Source organism: Paenibacillus zeisoli, assembly GCF_003994465.1.
Lineage (GTDB): Bacteria > Bacillota > Bacilli > Paenibacillales > Paenibacillaceae > Fontibacillus > Fontibacillus zeisoli.
Genome location: NZ_RZNX01000001.1, coordinates 575676 through 593539, shown reverse-complemented (window position 1 = coordinate 593539; position 17864 = coordinate 575676). Strand labels below are relative to the sequence as shown.

The window sequence follows — 17864 nt, the reverse complement described above, 5'->3', positions numbered from 1 at the left end:
TTTGGGTAGTCAACGAGAAGTCGTTATTATTGGAGGCGGAATTATCGGAAGCTTCCTTGGTTACCAGTTAACCAAGAGAGGCCGGAAGGTTACGATAGTTGAACAGACCGATCTTGCTTCAGGGGCATCAGGCGCTGCGGCAGGAATGCTTGCGGCGGATTGCGAGCATTTTGATCATCCAGAGCTTCAAACTATGGCCAGAATGAGCAGGGATGCCTTTCCTGCAATTATTCGTGAACTAAGGCAGACAAGTGGTATTGACGCAGGACTGAATGAGCAAGGATTTCTGACCCCTGCTAGGGATAATCGGGAAGCCGAAGAACTTCAGGCGAGGATACTTGCTGGAGGTACAGGTGAATGGTGGACACCAGAGAGACTATCAACCAGTGAGCCAGCACTCCGTCATGGACTAGCAGGTGCCATTTACCGCTCAGAAGAAATTCAGGTAATACCCTCCAAACTGACCCAGGCACTAGCGTACAGTGCACAGGCCAAAGGTGCTGTTTTACTCCATCAGACTGAAGCAACAAGTATACAAGTTCAAGAGAATCAGGTCCAAGGGGTGGTAACTTCAAGAGGGTTTCTTCCATGTGACCAAATTGTGCTTGCAGGAGGATGGCGAATGGAGCAGCTCTTGCAGCCTCTAGGAATATCACTTCCACTCGAGCCGGTAAAAGGAGAAATTGTCGAGGTACGAAGCGACACTCCTCTATTACGTACTACCCTGTACGCGAAATCTATTTATATTGTGCCAAAACCAGGCAACAAGCTGTGGATAGGTGCTACGAGCTTCCCTGGTGACAGTTCAAATGGCGTAGCTGCCGGAAGTGTGACAAGACTGCTTAGCGAAGCGGCAGAAATGATTCCTGAGATCAGCAATGCTCACTTTGTGAGAGCCTGGTCAGGGCATCGCCCGAAGTCCCCGGATGGACTTCCATACCTGGGTGAGTTCTCAGATGTGCGCGGCCTCTATGCAGCAGCCGGTCATTATCGCAATGGTATTCTTCTAAGCGCTATTACTGCCCGCATTCTCTCAGACGAGATGGATGGCATCGTCACTCCGGGGATTAATCTGGCTCCCTTCCGTCCAGACCGATTCCAGAATCAGCTTGAAGGGGGACTTCTTCGATGAAGCTGAGAATCAATGGACAGTTCATGGATCTGGATGAGAAGGCGATTACAACGGTTGAGGATCTCCTTCATAGTCTAGACTTGGGTGTCAAGACTGTGGTCGTTGAGAGAAATCAGGAGATTCTGCTAAAGGAACAACATGCGGCAACACCGGTAAAAGATGGCGATACGATAGAGATTGTACATTTTGTAGGAGGCGGTTAAGAACATGTTAACAATTGGATCACAACAATTTCATTCACGCTTATTGCTTGGAACAGGCAAATTCTCGGATTTAGACATTCAAAGTCGGGCAGTTGAGGTTTCCGAAACGGAGATTCTAACATTTGCTGTTCGTCGTTTGAATTTGTCCAACCCACGTGAGGAGAATTTCCTTGAGCGTCTAGACCTGAAAAGATACACTTTGCTTCCTAATACTGCCGGAGCTGTTAATGCTGAGGAAGCCGTTCGCATAGCCAGATTAGCGAAAGCTTCTGGCCTTTGTGATATGATCAAAGTAGAGGTGATCGGCGATCCCCATACGCTTCTACCTGATCCGCTCGAAACCTGGAAGGCTTGTGAAATTTTGCTTGAGGAGGGCTTCATTGTTCTTCCTTACATCTCGGATGATGTGATTCTGGCCAAGAGGCTTCAGAAGCTGGGCGTACATGCTGTAATGCCTGGCGCTTCCCCTATAGGAACAGGCCGAGGAATCATCAATCCATTCAATTTGGAGATCATTATTGAACAGGCGGAGGTTCCTGTAATTGTGGATGCGGGAATTGGTTCTCCGAAAGATGCAGCTTTTGCCATGGAGCTAGGAGCAGATGGTGTACTGTTGAACTCAGCCGTCTCAGGAGCAAATGATCCTGTGAAAATGGCTGAAGCTATGAAGCTTGCAGTTCAAGCAGGACGCTTAGGATATGAAGCAGGGAGGATCCCGGTTAAACGTTATGCTGCGGCAAGCAGTCCGCAGGAAGGGATGATCACGAAATGAATGATGGGGAAGACCGTTATTCCAGACAGGAACGTTTCACGCCGATTGGTCTTGAAGGCCAGAAGAGACTGGCGGACAGCAGTATCCTGATTATTGGTGCAGGTGCGCTTGGCACGGGAATAGCGGAGACGATGGTTCGTGCAGGAGTTGGGCACGTTCGTATTGCAGACAGAGATTATGTGGAATGGAGCAATCTGCAGCGTCAGCAGCTTTTCTCGGAGTCCGACGCACGAGAGCGCCTCCCCAAAGCTGTTGCAGCTCACAGAAGGTTGAAGGAGATTAACTCAAGCATCAAGATCGATGCGCATGTCATTGACGTTACTTTACAAGAAATTGAAGATTTGCTGCCGGGTATACAACTGATCCTGGATGCAACGGACAACTTCGATACGCGATTGTTAATTAATGATATTGCCCAAAAGCATGGAATTCCCTGGATTTATGGAGGATGCGTGGGCAGTTATGGGATTACCTATACTATAGTTCCCGGTGAGACCCCCTGTCTTAATTGTCTGCTGGGGTCCATCCCCCTTGGTGGGGATACCTGCGATACCGCTGGCATAATTCCTCCGGCAGTTCAGACCGTTGTGGCCCATCAAACGACCGAAGCTATGAAGCTGTTGACGGGGAACAAACAGGCGCTGCGAGGAACCTTGCTCTCTTTTGATCTGTGGCGCAACGAGCAAGCATCTATCAAGGTTGGGAGTGCGATCAAGCACGACTGCCACTCTTGCGGGCCTGACAGAACCTATCCGTTCCTATCGGCAGCCAATCTGCAAAAGACTGAAGTGCTATGCGGCCGGGATACGGTTCAGATTCGCCCCTCTGTAAGAAGAGATGTCAATCTTACTCAGGTTGCAAATTCACTTAGTCAGCTTAATGAGGGACCAGTTGAAAGCAATCCTTTTCTCGTATCGATCAAACTTCATGATAAAAGGATGGTTATATTTAAGGATGGTCGTGCCATGATTCATGGTACCAAGGATATTACTGAGGCCAAGCGTATTTACCACCGCTATTTCGGTTAAGACTTCTGATTAATAAATTTAGGAAATTTAGAGATCCATATTGCCATTTGGCAGTATGGATTTTTTGTATTGTGAGAAAATAAGTCCTACAAATGGCCTGATCAAGAAGGAGGTCGAAGACGGTTCCTGATAGAACGTTATGGATTGTGGGTAATTTGAATGGAGCTGATCAAGTGCTTTCGGAGGCATTGATTGATGCAGGATTTGGCATCGAAAAGATCGAGAGTACGGAGGAAGGACTTCAAATTGTTCGTAATCAAGTTCCTTACCTATTGCTGATAAGCACTCTTTTGAAGAATATGGGTCTTCTCGAATTCCTTAAAGCGATGAAGGATGGTTCTCCCGCGATGAAATGTCCTGTTATTGTCCTTTCTCCTGAATCCTCTACCCAGGAGCTAGTACAAGCCTTTCAAGAAGGTGCCCATGATTATGTTGATATGAAAGGGCCACCTGTGGAGCTAGTGGCTCGGATTCATAAGCTGCTTGAATTGTTCTATGGAGCAAGAGCTGGCGCTGAAATGTTGTTGTCGTTTGCGGATGTTCAGGTGCAATTGAAAAGCAGAAAGGTGTACCGAGGAGAACAGCTGATTAAGCTAACACCCAAGGAATATGATCTCTTGTGCTTTATGCTTCGCCGGGTGAACCAGGTATGCAGCCGTGAAGAACTGCTTCAGGAAGTATGGGGATACGATTTTCGGGTAGATACGAATGTGGTGGATGTCTATATTCGCCATTTGAGAAGCAAGATTGACCGGGGGCATTCCCGTAAAATCATTCATACCGTAAGAGGCACCGGCTATATTATCCATTAAAAAAGCCGATGTCAATAGACATCGGCTTGATTAGGTGTGTTAGATCACGCGGCGTGCTTTCAGATAAGTTCGGTCCCAATTCCCTTTGTTCAGGTTGGAAATGGTTACGCCTGGTTTGCCATAGGTATGAAGAAGCTTCCCTCCGCCAATATATATGGCAACGTGAGTTACGTTCTTTCCGTTGGCACGGCTTCCGCTTGAGAAGAAGACCAGATCCCCAGCCTTCAAGTTAGAACGGGATACAAATTTACCTACTTTGGATTGCTGAGCTGACGTACGAGGCAATTTAACGCCAACAGACTTAAATACATATTTCGTGAAAGTAGAGCAGTCGAAGTTACGAGTTGTATTGGTTGCTGCGCCAAACTTATATGGAACGCCCATGAATTTTTTTCCTAGGTTAATTACCTTTTGGGCTTTCGATGTTGCTGTAGCTTGAGCGTTAATAGTTGAAGATGCTGCGTTAACTGAAGTAGCACCTGCTGCAAAGAATCCTGAGAATGTGATTGTGGCACACACCCCTAGAGTCAATACTTTTTGGAATAGTTTGTTATGGTTTCTCATGTAGTACCTCCAAATTTCTTTTCTTGTTGGGCATGGCTCTACTATATCAGGTTATTAAGCTACTAGATTATGGATAGGTGCCAACAAACTCATGCCAGGCAGGGCTTTGAAGGCGATTATTAAAATATCATTAAAGTTACAAAAAGTTTAACTAAAATAGCGCATTCAAAGTCAAATCTAGAGAAAATAACAAAAATAAACCCTTGATACACAAGGGTTTATCGGTATTTAAATCTGAAACAGAGTTCTTACGTTATGACAATTTTGTTACCGGAAAAACATCTTAATCTTTGCTCTGAATTACGAGCAGCAGGCCGCTTTCAATCTGGATCGTTCCTTCATGACCCGTTAATCGATTGCTAATGCCAAGAGATTGGCCCATCTGAATCGTAGCATCCTGCAGCGGATACATAAACCCGTTCAAGGTAATCCCGGTTACTTCGGGCGTGAGAGGGAGGAGGGAGACGTAGGTAAATCCGCGGTCTTTAACTTTTAAAGAGGAACCCGTAAGCGAGATATAGTTATGTTCATCCAGAATGGAACTAACCACTTTATGCTGAAGTCCTCTTAACATCATCTGAATATTAGCGAGAGAATGATCGAGCCTTGAACCTATCGCTCCAATCATAACAACCTCTTCAGGCCGCTGATCGAGGGCCATTTCAAAAGCAAGCTCGGTATCTGTAAGGTTCTTATCCACTGGATCGCATGTAAACAACTTACGGCTGGATTTCCTGATCCGTTCAAGCTCGTCCTCAGTTACTGAATCAAAATCTCCTGCAGCGATATCAGGCTGAATCCCATTATCGACGAGAAACAGGGCACCTTTATCTGCCCCTATAATGAAGTCATCTTCTTGTATCTCATGAATACTGTCCTTCTTAATATTGCCGCCTGTAAAAATCAAAACCCGTCTTGGAGGCATTGTCTTCATCCTTTCTACCCCTGACATGATTACTATAATCAGTATAGGACAACTTTATGTCTTGCACAATTTTGGAGGTCAGGATTACAATATATAGGTCGTCTAAAGAGCAGAGAGAGTAGGGGCATAAGAGAAATGCATATATTTGATATTTTCAGCATTATTGGTACAATTGCTTTCGCCATGTCAGGAGCTTTTGTAGCGATGGAAGAAGAGTATGATATCCTAGGGGTGCTGGTGCTTGGCCTCGTGACAGCTTTTGGCGGGGGGATCATCCGTAATGTGCTCATTGGCGTGCCGGTGACTACACTTTGGACCCAGGGAGACTTGATTATTCTTGCGAATTTGTCTGTACTTGTAGCTTTTGTGCTTCCGCTCAAATGGATTCAGCACTGGAAAAAGACGGAGGCTCTATTTGATGCAATTGGTCTCTCTGCATTTGCCATTCAGGGAGCGTTATACGCTACTAATATGAAGCATCCCCTTAGCGCTGTAGTTGTAGCAGCCGTTCTTACCGGTATAGGCGGGGGAATAATCCGTGATTTATTGGCGGGCCGCAAGCCGCTTGTTCTTCGTGATGAGATCTATGCGGTATGGGCAATGGTTGCTGGTATTGCTGTGGGTTTAGGTATGGCCAAGAACAACTGGGAATTAATATTTCTGTTTGTAGTCGTAGTTATCTTTAGAATGCTATCCGTGCTCTATAAATGGAAGCTGCCAAGACGTTCACTCAAAGAAAATCATCCACATTCACAATTTCTGGATTCATAATTAAATTTTTGCTTTAATCATATATAGGCTGTATTACAAAAGCGCCGGATCGATCTGTGATCGAACCCGGCGCTTTTGTGTGATTACGAGTTATTTCAGGAAATGAATCAAGGCATCAGGCAGCTCCTTTTGCCAGAAGCCCCATAGGTGCTTGCCTTCCTTCTCGAGATAATGAACCTTTGCTCCTCGCGCTTCCAACAGCGCCTTGGTGTTCCGGTTAAGCTCTACGAAATCGTAAATACCTGTATCGGTCTGGTAGTCACGTTCTTGGAGACCGACAATCATGTATAAGGATAGTCCTGATAAATCAGTCTCCTGAGCAACAAATTCCTGGGTGGGGATATAGAATGCCCCGGACAAACTGATTATTTTGGAAAACAGCTCCGGGTTTTTCATAGCTAAGTGGAGCGACACTGTACCGCCCAAAGAATCCCCGGCTAGAATACGTTCGCTCCGTTCTTTTCTTACCGGATAATTCTGTTCCACAAAGGGAATGATCTCTTGTGTGAAACAGGATGTATAGGCCTCAAAACGATGTCCAAATGGAGCATATTCAGCCGTACGAACCTTGGTGTCTACCTCAACCCCTACGACAATAAAAGGGTCGATGTCCTCATCAAGAATTAGCTGATTGGCGAGGGTCGCAATACGTCCATAATTGAAAAATTCTTCACCGTCCTGGCAGTAAATCACAGGGTAGCTAAGAATCTCATTATAGCCGGGAGGCAAATAAATCCTCAGATTTCGTTTCTCATTTAGGATGCTGCTGTCAATGACTTCTTTCACTATAGTTCGTTTTAAATAACGCGAATCTGTCATGCTAATGTTCACGCTCCGCCCGTTAATTTTTTGCTTTTGAATCTGCAATCAGGTAAGATTACCGATGAAGACATGTCCTGAAATTGGGAGTTTTTCCCCTAAGTGTTATACAATTATCGTTCTTCTGTTATACATACAAAAAACAGAGTAGAACACATTTTAAAGTATATCCTTTGACTTAATCGGTGAAACAGATGTATAATAATTCTATAACAGTGGAACATGATATTCAAATTTTTTGTCGAGGTGAAGATAATGAGCAAGGTTCCTTATGAAGTATATACCGAGGAAGTTGATACGCTTTCCGTGCTCTCGCCGGACGGTGAAATCGTAAACAAAGAAAAACTTCCTGATTTGACCGACGATCAACTGAAAGAAATTATGTATCGCATGGTATTTACCCGTACTTGGGATGATCGTGCTGTGAACTTGGGCCGTCAAGGACGTCTTGGTTTCTATGCTCCGGTATCCGGTCAAGAAGCTACTATGGTTGGCAGTGAGTTCGCACTTGAGAAAGAAGATTTTGTATGTCCGGGTTACCGTGATATGCCGCAAATCGTATGGCACGGTCTTCCTTTGTATCAAGCGTTCCTGTACTCCCGTGGACACCAGCATGGCGGAGAAATTCCTCAAGGTGTTAACGTACTTATGCCGCAAATCATCATCGGTGCGCAAATTTTGCATGCCATGGGTATTGCAATGGGTTACAAACTCAGAAAGCAAAAGCAAGTTGTAATTACTTATACAGGTGACGGCGGTTCTTCCGAAGGCGATTTCTATGAAGGACTTAACTATGCCGGAGTATACAAGCTGCCGGTTATCTTCTTTGTGCAAAATAACGGTTATGCTATCACAACTCCATTCTCCAAACAAACGGCTGCTCTGTCTATAGCTCATAAAGCGGTTGCAGCAGGGATCACTGGTGTCAAAGTAGACGGAATGGACGTTCTTGCTGTTATCAAAGCGGTACAAGAAGCTGCTGAACGCGGCCGTAATGGCGAAGGTGCGACATTGATCGAAGCCGTTACTTACCGTTTCCGCCCGCATTCCCTTTCTGACGATGCTTCCAAATATCGTACCAAAGAAGAAGAAGGACAATGGAATGAGAAAGATCCGATTGCCCGTCTTGCTAAATATTTGGAGAAGAAGGGTCTTTGGACTGATGAAGACACAGCTCGTGTGAAAGAAGAAGCTAAAGCAAAAGTGAACGAGCAGATCAAGAAAGCGGAACAAACAGAGAAAATGACGGTTGCCGGCTTGATTGATAGCATGTTCGAAACCACACCGAAGCATCTGGAAGAGCAAAAAGCAGACTTCCAATAATATAGAGCCTTTAGACTCCCCAGAGTAAGATCGTGATCGGACGGGGGAGTTCTTGCAATGCCGGTTGTACCGGCTGTTACGAAGCGTATTCATATGATTTCAGGAATCAAACCTGACTTTTAGGAGGATATCTAGCAATGGCACAAATGAACATGAAAGAAGCGATCCGCGATGCACTGCGCGTGGAATTGAACCGCGATGCCAACGTCCTGCTTTTCGGGGAAGACGTAGGTAACGTGGGTGGGGTATTCCGTGCAACCGAAGGTTTGCAAAAGGAATTTGGAGAAGAGCGCGTATTCGATACGCCGCTGGCTGAATCCGCAATTGGCGGTTTGGCTTTTGGTCTTGGAATTCAGGGCTTCCGTCCTGTGGCCGAGATTCAGTTTGTAGGTTTTATTTTTGAAGCTCTTGACCAAATCCTGGTTCAAGCTGCTCGTCTGCGTTACCGCTCCGGTGGTCGATACAACGCACCAGTCGTATTCCGTACACCATTTGGCGGCGGTGTTAAAGCGGCTGAGCTTCATACGGATTCCCTGGAAGGTTTGATTGCTCAAACTCCGGGTATCAAACTTGTAATTCCTTCCAACCCTTACGATGCAAAAGGTCTTATGATTTCCGCAATCCGCGATAATGACCCTGTATTCTACATGGAGCACCTTAACCTTTACCATGCGTTCCGCGCTGAAGTACCTGATGGTGAATACACTGTGGAACTGGGTAAAGCTAACATTGTAAAAGAGGGTTCTGATGTTACCATTATCGCTTACGGACTTATGGTACACACTGCGGTTAAAGCAGCGGAAGAACTTGAGAAAACAAAAGGCATTAAAGCCGAGGTTATCGACCTGCGCACCCTGGTTCCTCTTGATATTGACACGATTGTGGCTTCGATTAAGAAAACCAACCGTGCTATCGTGGTTCAGGAAGCACAGAAATCTGCGGGTATGGCTGCAGAAATCATTGCTCAAATCAACGAGAAAGCTATCCTTCACCTTGAAGCTCCAGTTCTTCGTGTAGCTGGTCCGGATACTGTGTATCCATTTGCTCAAATTGAAGATCAATGGCTTCCTTCACCAGCACGCGTCATTACAGCAGTGAACAAAGTACTCGAATTTTAATTTTTAACGAACTAAAGGGAGGTCCTCTAGGTGGCAAAATTTGAATATCGTTTCCCGGAACTCGGTGAAGGTCTGCATGAAGGCGAAATTATCAAAATGCACATCAAGCCGGGAGATAAAGTAACCGACGATGACATCATTATGGAAGTGCAGAACGACAAGGCTGTAGTTGAAGTTCCTTGTCCGGTAAATGGTACTGTCCAAGAAGTATTCGGTAAAGATGGTGCAATCTTCCGCGTAGGCGATGTAGTTGCTATTATTGATGCAGAAGGTGAAGTTCCAGATCAGGAACCAGCTCCTGAACAACATGGCAGCCAAGAAGCGGATGCGGCAAAAGGTGGAGCGGATACGACTTCATCACCAGCTTCCGACAGCCCTGCTGAAGCTAAACAGGGTGGGGCAGCAGGAACACCTGCTCCAGCGGCTCCTAACAAAGAAGTTCTCGCTACACCAAGCGTGCGCAAGTTCGCTCGTGAGCAAGGCATAGACTTGTCCCAAGTAAGCGGAACAGGTACTGCTGGCAAGATTACTCGTGAAGATGTAGAAGCCTTTAAGAATGGCGGCGGTGCAGCAGCTTCTGCTCCTGCAGCTGTGGAAGCGAAGACTGAAGCTAAATCGGCTCCTGCGGCAGCGGCTGCTGGTAATGCTCACGTTGAAGAAGAACGCGTTCCATTCAAAGGTATCCGTAAGGCAATTTCGAATGCTATGGTTAAATCCGCATACACAGCTCCACACGTTACTATTATGGACGAAGTAGACGTAACTGAGCTAGTTGCATTCCGTACACGCATGAAGCCAATTGCTGAGAAGAAAGGCACTAAAGTGACTTACCTTCCATTTATCGTTAAAGCATTGGTTGCAGCATCGCGTCAATACCCTGCACTTAACGCTTCCATCGACGAAGAGGCTGGCGAAATCGTCTACAAGAAGCACTATGATATCGGTATTGCAACAGATACAGATAACGGCTTGATCGTTCCAGTAATCAAGGATGCTGATCGTAAGAGCATCTGGATGATTGCGGATGCGATTCGTGATCTAGCAGCTCGCGGTCGTGATGGCAAGCTCAGCGCTTCTGAAATGAAAGGCAGCACAATCTCTATCTCTAACATTGGATCCGCTGGCGGTATGTTCTTCACACCAATTATCAACTACCCTGAGGTAGCTATTCTTGGTACAGGACGTATTTCTGAGAAACCAGTTGTGAAGAATGGTGAAATTGTTGTAGCGCCAGTTATGGCTCTTTCCTTAAGCTTTGACCACCGTCTGATCGATGGTGCAACAGCTCAGAACTTTATGAACTACATTAAATCACTGCTCGCTAATCCAGAGCTGTTGGTTATGGAGGTGTAAGAAATGGTAGTAGGAGACGCTTCTCTTGATATCGATACATTAGTAGTTGGTGCCGGCCCCGGCGGTTATGTAGCAGCCATTCGTGCTGCTCAGCTTGGACAAAAGGTAATTATCGTAGATAAATCGGAACTCGGCGGTGTATGTTTGAACCGTGGATGTATTCCTTCCAAAGCCCTGATCTCGGCAGCTCATCAATTTGAAGCTGCCAAGCATGGCGATGCATTCGGTATTTCTGCTGACAACGTGAAAGTTGACTTCTCCAAGACACAAGCTTTTAAGAACGGTGTTGTGAAGAAAATGACACAAGGTGTTGGCGGACTGCTGAAAGGGAACAAGGTTGAGGTATTTAGTGGTGAAGTAATGTTCATCAACGAGAACGAAGCTCGCGCGTTCAATGATCATGAATCTCCACGTTACCGCTTCAAACACTGCATTCTGGCAACAGGTTCCCGTCCAATCGAACTTAAGCCGTTCCCATTTGGCGGACGTATCCTTTCTTCTACTGAAGCTTTGCAGCTTGAAGAAATTCCTTCAAGCCTTGTTGTTATCGGTGGTGGATATATCGGCGCCGAGCTTGGTCAAATGTTCTCCAAATTCGGTACGAAAGTAACGATCATCGAAGGTCTGGATACTGTGCTTCCTGGCTTTGACAAAGACATGACCCGTCTTGTTGCTAAAAGCATGGAGAAGACAGGCATCGAAATCGTTACAAATGCAAAAGCTGAAAGTGCTGAGCAAACAGACAAGAACGTTACTGTGAAATACTCCGTTAATGGAGAGAACAAAGAAGTAACTGCGGATTACCTTCTGGTAACTGTTGGACGCCGTCCAAATACCGATGGGGATCTGGGTCTTGATCTTGCAGGTGTAGAATTGACTGACCGTGGTCTTGTCAAAGTCGATCACCAAGGCCGTACCAGCAATCCGAAAATTTTCGCTATCGGCGATATTGTTCCAGGTCTTGCTCTGGCTCATAAAGCCTCTTACGAAGGTAAAGTGGCAGCTGAAGCGATCTCCGGACTTCCGTCTGTAGTTGATTACAAAGCTATGCCTGCGGTTGTATTTACAGATCCTGAATGCTCCAGCGTAGGTTACACGGAGAAAGAAGCCAAGGAGAAGGGTTATAAAGTGAAAGCCGGTAAATTCCCGTTTGCGGGTAATGGCCGTGCAACTTCCCTGAACGCACCTGATGGCTTTATCAAGATCGTAGCTAACGAAGAGAACAATGTGGTTCTCGGCGCTCAAATCGTAGGTATTGAAGCTTCCAACTTGATCGCTGAACTTGGTCTTGCTGTCGAAATGGGAGCAACTCTTGAAGATATCTCCCTTACCGTACATGCTCACCCAACACTTGGTGAAATTGTTATGGAAACAGCAGAACTTGTTGAAGGTCATCCGATCCACGTATTGTCTCGTTAATCTTCATGTAGCCTGTGTATTCAATCATAGGTCTCTTAAGCAAATGTGAATTTTTTAAGGCAAGAACGTACTGGCGTTCTTGCCTTTCTTTTTTTTGTCTGTTAACAAGATAGGCAGCCACGTGATATATTACATTAGAGGGAAAGTCGGAGGTGTGGTTCTGTGCAAAATTATTTGGATTTACTTCAGGATATTAAAGATCATGGTACAAGGAAGGATGACCGGACAGGGACCGGCACGATTTCCGTGTTTGGCCGTCAGCTTCGCTTTGATTTGAGCAAAGGCTTCCCCCTTGTGACTACCAAGAAAATTCATTTGAAGTCTGTCATACATGAATTGCTGTGGTTCCTTAAGGGAGACACCAATATTGCATACCTCAAAGAGCATGGAGTTCGAATATGGGATGAATGGGCAGATGAGAATGGAGATCTAGGTCCAGTATATGGCTCGCAGTGGCGCGCATGGGAGACACCGGAAGGTAAGCATATCGATCAGATCTCTAATGTGATTGAGGCGATTAGACGAAACCCGGATTCTCGGAGACATTTGGTCAGTGCGTGGAATGTAGCTGAGATTGAGAATATGAAGCTTCCTCCTTGTCATTTTGTATTTCAATTCTATGTGGCAGACGGTAAGCTGTCCTGCATGCTTACAATGCGATCTGTAGATACCTTCCTGGGTCTTCCATTCAATATTGCAAGCTATGCTCTATTAACTCACATGGTGGCCCAGCAATGCGATCTTGAGGTCGGTGAGTTCATTTGGTCAGGAGGAGATGTGCACATTTATACAAACCATATGGAACAGGTGAACCTTCAGTTAACCCGAACTCCTTATGAGCTGCCCCAATTGGTAATCAAGCGGAAGCCGGATTCTATATTTGATTATACCTACGAGGATTTTGAATTCGTAAATTACGTGCATCATCCGGCCATCAAAGCTGCGGTATCAGTCTGATTAGAGAAGAGCGGTAAGGGAGATGTTCACTTCCCGCATTACAGGAGGTCGGTCTAATGGGAATTACGCTGATATGGGCAATGGCACGTGGCGGTGTGATGGGTAAGGATAACCAGCTGCCTTGGCGTCTGCCGGCCGATTTGGCTTTTTTCAAGGCTCAGACGCTTGGGAAAACTATGGTCATGGGCAGAAAAACTTGGGAGTCTATAGGAAGTAAGCCTTTGCCGGGCCGCCGTAATGTAGTTCTTACTCAGGACGAGCATTATACTGCGGACGATGGAGAGACTATCCACTCCATTCAGGAGGCGCTGGATCTGCACAAGCCGGGTGAAGAGCTGATGGTCATTGGCGGAGCGGGAGTATTTAAGCACTTCCTTCCCTTTGCGGATAAGCTTCTTGTTACTTATATTGATGAGGACATAGAAGGGGATGTTATTTTTCCCAAGTTCGATTGGTCTGAGTTCAAGGTTATTGAAGAAGTGCAAGGAGTTCAGGATGAGAAGAATCGCTATCCGTATCGGTTTGTGACATATGAACGCGTTAAAGCAGCTACGTAATAATGCAAATTATTATAGACAAAGTCCATTAATATGATTAGCACCGAATGATAATATATTTTAACATCAGGGTAAATTCGACATTTATTATAAAGGGAACAGTTGATTTCTGTATGATTTGTTCTTTTTATTGTGGATGAGCTGGAGAGAAGATAGGTTTAGCTCATTCCTTATAGATAAGCAAAACAAAGAGATGGGGGAAAAGTTAGATGTCTACACCTACGGGGTTTATGGAATTCAAACGACAGCTTCCGGGAGACCGCAGTCCCTCTGAACGGGTAAAGGACTGGGAAGAGTTCCATAAACATATGTCGGAAGAGGAACTACGTACACAGGGTGCCCGCTGTATGGATTGCGGTACACCTTACTGCCATACTGGAATTGATATGACTGGAGGCACTTCAGGCTGCCCGGTGCATAACCTGATTCCGGAATGGAATAACCTGGTTTACCGCGGACAATGGAAAGATGCACTCGATCGTCTTCATAAGACGAATAACTTCCCTGAGTTCACAGGACGGATCTGTCCTGCACCTTGTGAAGGTTCTTGTACAGTGGGGCTGATTGGTCAACCAGTTACGATCAAGACCATCGAAGAAGCCATCATTGAGAGAGGCTTTGAGGAAGGATGGGTTGTTGCAGAACCGCCTGAGAAACGTACAGGCAAGCGTGTCGCGGTTGTAGGCTCAGGACCGGCTGGACTCGCATGTGCGGCTCAACTGAACAAGGCTGGACATGAAGTTACTGTCTATGAGAGATCCGACCGTGTCGGCGGCCTGCTCATGTACGGAATTCCTTCGATGAAGCTGGATAAGTCAGTTGTGGAAAGACGGGTTAACCTTCTTGTTGAGGAAGGGGTTAAGTTTGTAACCAATACGGAGATCGGTAAGGACATTCCAGCTCAGCAGCTGGTTGACGAGTTCGATGCTGTTGTTCTCTGTGGTGGAGCTACCAAGCCGCGTGAGTTCAACATTGAAGGCAGCGACTTGAAAGGTGTGCAGTATGCAATGCCTTTCCTGAACAGCACGATTAAGAGCTACCTGGATTCCGGTCTTCAAGACGGACAATACATCTCTGCAGAAGGTAAAGACGTTATCGTTATCGGCGGCGGAGATACAGGCTCCGACTGTGTTGCTACATCCCTGCGTCATGGATGCAGAAGTATTACTCAATTCGGTACGCACACCAAGGCTCCACTCGAACGTGATCCAATTCAGAATCCTTGGCCGCAATTCCCGAATGTATACACATTGGATTATGCGCAAGAAGAAGCTAAAGCACTTTACGGTGAAGATCCTCGTGAATTCTCTATCATGACTACGAAATTCGTGGGAGATGATGAAGGTAATCTCAAAGAGCTTCATACGATCCAGATTCAGCGTATCGTTGACGAGACAGGGCGCAAGATCTATCAGCCAATTCCGGGTACGGAGCGTGTCTTCCCGGCACAAATGGCTTTGATCGCGATCGGATTCGATGGGCCTGAGAATACAATCATCAATGAACTCTCGCTCGGTACAGACCGTCGTTCCAATGTGAAAGCACAATACGGCAAGTACAAGACCAATGCAGACAAAGTATTTGCTGCAGGCGACATGCGCCGTGGTCAAAGTCTAGTTGTATGGGCAATTAACGAAGGACGCGAAGCTGCTCGTGAAGTAGATAAGTTTTTGATGGGTGCTTCGGTTCTGGCTTAAGTCTTAGATGAGGGGGCCTGGAACAGAGAGTTCATGCCTCCTAATGAATTATGATATAATAATAGAATGCAACGGGGCTGCGCTGTGCGCGGCTCTTTTTTTGCCGAAAAGGACCTGGGAGAGGGGAAGCGTCTCACCATGAAAACGCTAGTAATCGCAGAAAAGCCGGATATGGGACGGACAATCGCCGCTGTAATTGAACCGAAGGCGAAGAATAACCGGTCTTACCTGGAGGGCGAACAATATATCATAACCTGGGCTATTGGCCATCTGCTCGGTCTGGCTGAACCGGATGCCTATGATCCTAAATATAAAAGGTGGAACTTCTCGGATCTGCCGATTCTTCCTGAGCACTTTAAGATTGTTCCGAATCCAAAGACGAAGGATCAGCTTAAAATCATTGGTGAACTGGCCAAGCGGTCCGACCGGATTGTAAATGCTTGTGATGCTGGGCGTGAAGGCCAGTATATTTTCGCCTTGATTCAGCAGCAGCTGAAGATGACCCAGCCAGTCAGAAGGCTGTGGATCTCTGATTTGACCGCAGAGAGCATTGCGAAGGGGTTCTCGGAGCTTAAGGACAGCTCGGAATTCGCGAATCTGACGATTGCCGCAAGAGCGAGAAGCGAGGCCGATTGGCTGGTCGGGATGAATGCATCAAGAGCTTTTACCACGAAGCATAAGGAGCTGCTCTCCGTTGGACGTGTTCAGACGCCGGTACTTGCGCTAATCTATGACAGACAGAAGGAGATAGAAAGCTTCGACTCGCTCACTTATTATGAGATCAAGGCAGAGTTCCAGCAGGATGGACGAAGTTATTCCGGGTCCTGGCAGGGGGACAGAATGACAGATAAGGAGAAGGCTGATCTCATCGCGAACAAGGTTCGAGGCAAAGAGGGACGGATTACGGAGTACGAGGTAAAGGACACGAAAGAGTATCCTTTTAAGCTATATGACTTAACCCTCCTGCAGCGTGAGGCGAATGCGAAGTATGGATACTCGGCCAAGAAGACCCTGGATATCGCACAGGCGCTTTACGAGAAGCATAAAGTGATTACTTATCCGCGTACGAGTTCGAACTATGTTACGGAACAGAATATAGAGGGTATGCACAAGGCACTCCACATGCTGAAATCAACCAGTTACCAAGAGCTTGCCGCCGGTGCTACTCCTACCCTTGTTCATAAAAATAATAAGTCGATCTGTAACCCTGCACGGGTTGAGGATCACCATGCCATCCTTCCTACTCTTAAGCGTGCTGGCACGTTAAGCTCTGAGGAACAGAATGTATACGACTTGGTTATACGGAGATTCCTGTCTCAGTTCTACCCTCCAGCAGAGTACAAACAGCATATGGTACTTACTGAAGTGGAGAGGGAGACCTTTAAGACCAATGTGAAGGAGCTCATTTCTCTGGGCTGGAAAGTATGTCAAGGAACTGAAGAGGCACGTAAGTCAAGTGGCAAGGGCAAGAAGAAGGACGAGGATGAGGAAGCGGAAGAGCTTGTGAGCGAGCCTTTCAGTGTGGACAAGGACCTGGATGTGCTCTGTAAATCATCCGAGGTTAAGGAGAAAGCAACTCAGCCACCCAAGGCTTATACCGAAGGAACCCTCCTAAAGGCTATGGAGAGTGCCGGGAAGCAGCTGGAGAATGAAGAGCTTCGCGAGGTCATGAAGGATGCGGGGCTTGGAACGCCAGCGACTCGTGCAGCAACGATTGAGCGGCTTAAGAAGGTCGGTTATATTACTATGCAGGGTAAAAGAATCACTGTTACGCCGAAAGGCCGTACGGCGGTTGAGTTAATCCGTCATGCCGGTGTTGAGCTCCTTACCTCCCCGGAGATGACTGGTCAGTGGGAGCGGCGTCTACATCAAATTTCCAAAGGCGAAGCTGCCGGAGAGAAATTCATGGAGAACGTGAAGAAGTTCACTGTCTCGATCATCGAGAAGGTACGCAGTCAGCCTAAGGCTTCCGCGTCTCTGTTCGAAGGAGCAGCACAACCTACAGGGCGAAGCCGAAATGGAGGGACCCGTGAAAGTGCGAGCTCAGCAGGCCCAAGAACGGGTAAAGCAACAAAGACTTCTGGTAATTCCAGCAATAGAGGCAAGGCTACTGCACCAGCCGAACGAGTACCCTTGGGTGAATGTCCTCGTTCCGGCTGCAATGGGCAGCTTATTGAGGGCAAGAAGGGGTATGGGTGTACTCATTTCAAGCAGGGCTGCGGATTTGTGATATGGAAGGAATACTCCGGCAAGAAAATTTCTCATAATATGCTGGCCTCTTTAATTGAGAAAGGGCAGACTCAGCTGCTGTCCTTCAAGGATGGAGACCTTGATTACAAGGCTAGAATTGTCCTTCTGGACAAAGAGAAGGGTCAGCTTGAGCTGGAACGTGTGGAATAATACAAAGAAACGGA

General features: G+C 46.5%; 17 protein-coding genes. 14 read left to right on the top strand and 3 right to left on the bottom strand.

The features are described from left to right. The first annotated feature begins 1 nt into the window (after position 1). From thiO to EJP77_RS02740, 5 genes are all read left to right on the top strand, one after another. Positions 2-1132, top strand: a complete 1131-nt coding sequence (thiO, locus tag EJP77_RS02760) for a glycine oxidase ThiO (RefSeq protein WP_127197634.1) — start codon at positions 2-4, stop codon at positions 1130-1132. Further along, the gene (gene thiS / locus EJP77_RS02755; RefSeq protein WP_127197633.1) at positions 1129-1335 is read left to right on the top strand and encodes a sulfur carrier protein ThiS; all 207 of its coding nucleotides are present in this window, start codon (positions 1129-1131) and stop codon (positions 1333-1335) included. Before thiO ends, thiS begins: the two co-directional genes overlap by 4 nt. A 4-nt stretch (positions 1336-1339) precedes the next feature. Next, positions 1340-2107: a thiazole synthase gene (locus EJP77_RS02750; RefSeq protein WP_127197632.1), complete on the top strand. Its 768-nt coding sequence runs from the start codon at positions 1340-1342 to the stop codon at positions 2105-2107. Beyond that, positions 2104-3135: a thiazole biosynthesis adenylyltransferase ThiF gene (locus EJP77_RS02745; RefSeq protein WP_127197631.1), complete on the top strand. Its 1032-nt coding sequence runs from the start codon at positions 2104-2106 to the stop codon at positions 3133-3135. The genes EJP77_RS02750 and EJP77_RS02745 overlap by 4 nt, the downstream gene beginning before the upstream one ends. A 146-nt stretch (positions 3136-3281) precedes the next feature. Further along, entirely contained in the window at positions 3282-3947 is a 666-nt protein-coding gene (locus EJP77_RS02740) for a response regulator transcription factor (RefSeq protein WP_127197630.1), read from the top strand. A gap of 39 nt (positions 3948-3986) precedes the next feature. Here EJP77_RS02740 and EJP77_RS02735 read toward each other — a convergent pair whose 3' ends face one another. Together EJP77_RS02735 and EJP77_RS02730 are read right to left on the bottom strand one after the other, a co-directional pair. Continuing rightward, positions 3987-4511, bottom strand: coding sequence for a C40 family peptidase (locus tag EJP77_RS02735; RefSeq protein ID WP_127197629.1), 525 nt, complete (start codon positions 4509-4511; stop codon positions 3987-3989). Positions 4512-4794: 283 nt separating this feature from the next. Then, on the bottom strand, positions 4795-5436 hold the full coding sequence (locus EJP77_RS02730) for a thiamine diphosphokinase (RefSeq protein ID WP_127198283.1): 642 nt from the start codon (positions 5434-5436) through the stop codon (positions 4795-4797). A gap of 135 nt (positions 5437-5571) precedes the next feature. On the opposite strand from EJP77_RS02730, the gene EJP77_RS02725 reads away from it, so the two are divergent. Continuing rightward, a complete protein-coding gene (locus tag EJP77_RS02725; RefSeq protein WP_127197628.1) occupies positions 5572-6207 on the top strand; it encodes a trimeric intracellular cation channel family protein in 636 nt (211 codons plus the stop codon). A 90-nt stretch (positions 6208-6297) separates the two neighbouring features. On the opposite strand, the gene EJP77_RS02720 is transcribed toward EJP77_RS02725, so the two are convergent. Further along, on the bottom strand, positions 6298-7026 hold the full coding sequence (locus tag EJP77_RS02720; protein WP_127197627.1) for an alpha/beta hydrolase: 729 nt from the start codon (positions 7024-7026) through the stop codon (positions 6298-6300). Between the two features lie 255 nt (positions 7027-7281). Between EJP77_RS02720 and pdhA the strand changes: the two genes are divergently transcribed. The 8 genes from pdhA to EJP77_RS02675 all read left to right on the top strand — a co-directional run bounded on the left by pdhA (position 7282) and on the right by EJP77_RS02675 (position 17850). Next, a complete protein-coding gene (pdhA, locus tag EJP77_RS02715) occupies positions 7282-8349 on the top strand; it encodes a pyruvate dehydrogenase (acetyl-transferring) E1 component subunit alpha (RefSeq protein ID WP_127197626.1) in 1068 nt (355 codons plus the stop codon). A gap of 137 nt (positions 8350-8486) precedes the next feature. Further along, complete coding sequence (locus EJP77_RS02705) at positions 8487-9467, top strand: alpha-ketoacid dehydrogenase subunit beta (RefSeq protein WP_127197625.1); 981 nt, start codon at positions 8487-8489, stop codon at positions 9465-9467. A gap of 30 nt (positions 9468-9497) precedes the next feature. Continuing rightward, on the top strand, positions 9498-10820 hold the full coding sequence (locus EJP77_RS02700; RefSeq protein ID WP_127197624.1) for a dihydrolipoamide acetyltransferase family protein: 1323 nt from the start codon (positions 9498-9500) through the stop codon (positions 10818-10820). A gap of 3 nt (positions 10821-10823) precedes the next feature. Continuing rightward, on the top strand, positions 10824-12239 hold the full coding sequence (gene lpdA, locus EJP77_RS02695) for a dihydrolipoyl dehydrogenase (protein WP_127197623.1): 1416 nt from the start codon (positions 10824-10826) through the stop codon (positions 12237-12239). Between the two features lie 162 nt (positions 12240-12401). Continuing rightward, a complete protein-coding gene (locus EJP77_RS02690; protein ID WP_127197622.1) occupies positions 12402-13196 on the top strand; it encodes a thymidylate synthase in 795 nt (264 codons plus the stop codon). Between the two features lie 56 nt (positions 13197-13252). Next, positions 13253-13753 carry a dihydrofolate reductase gene (locus EJP77_RS02685; RefSeq protein WP_127197621.1) on the top strand — a complete coding sequence of 167 codons (501 nt, stop codon included), beginning with the start codon at positions 13253-13255 and terminating at the stop codon, positions 13751-13753. 209 nt (positions 13754-13962) lie between these two features. After that, a complete protein-coding gene (locus EJP77_RS02680; protein WP_127197620.1) occupies positions 13963-15450 on the top strand; it encodes a glutamate synthase subunit beta in 1488 nt (495 codons plus the stop codon). A gap of 138 nt (positions 15451-15588) precedes the next feature. Continuing rightward, positions 15589-17850: a type IA DNA topoisomerase gene (locus tag EJP77_RS02675; RefSeq protein WP_127197619.1), complete on the top strand. Its 2262-nt coding sequence runs from the start codon at positions 15589-15591 to the stop codon at positions 17848-17850. The last annotated feature ends 14 nt before the right edge of the window (positions 17851-17864 follow it).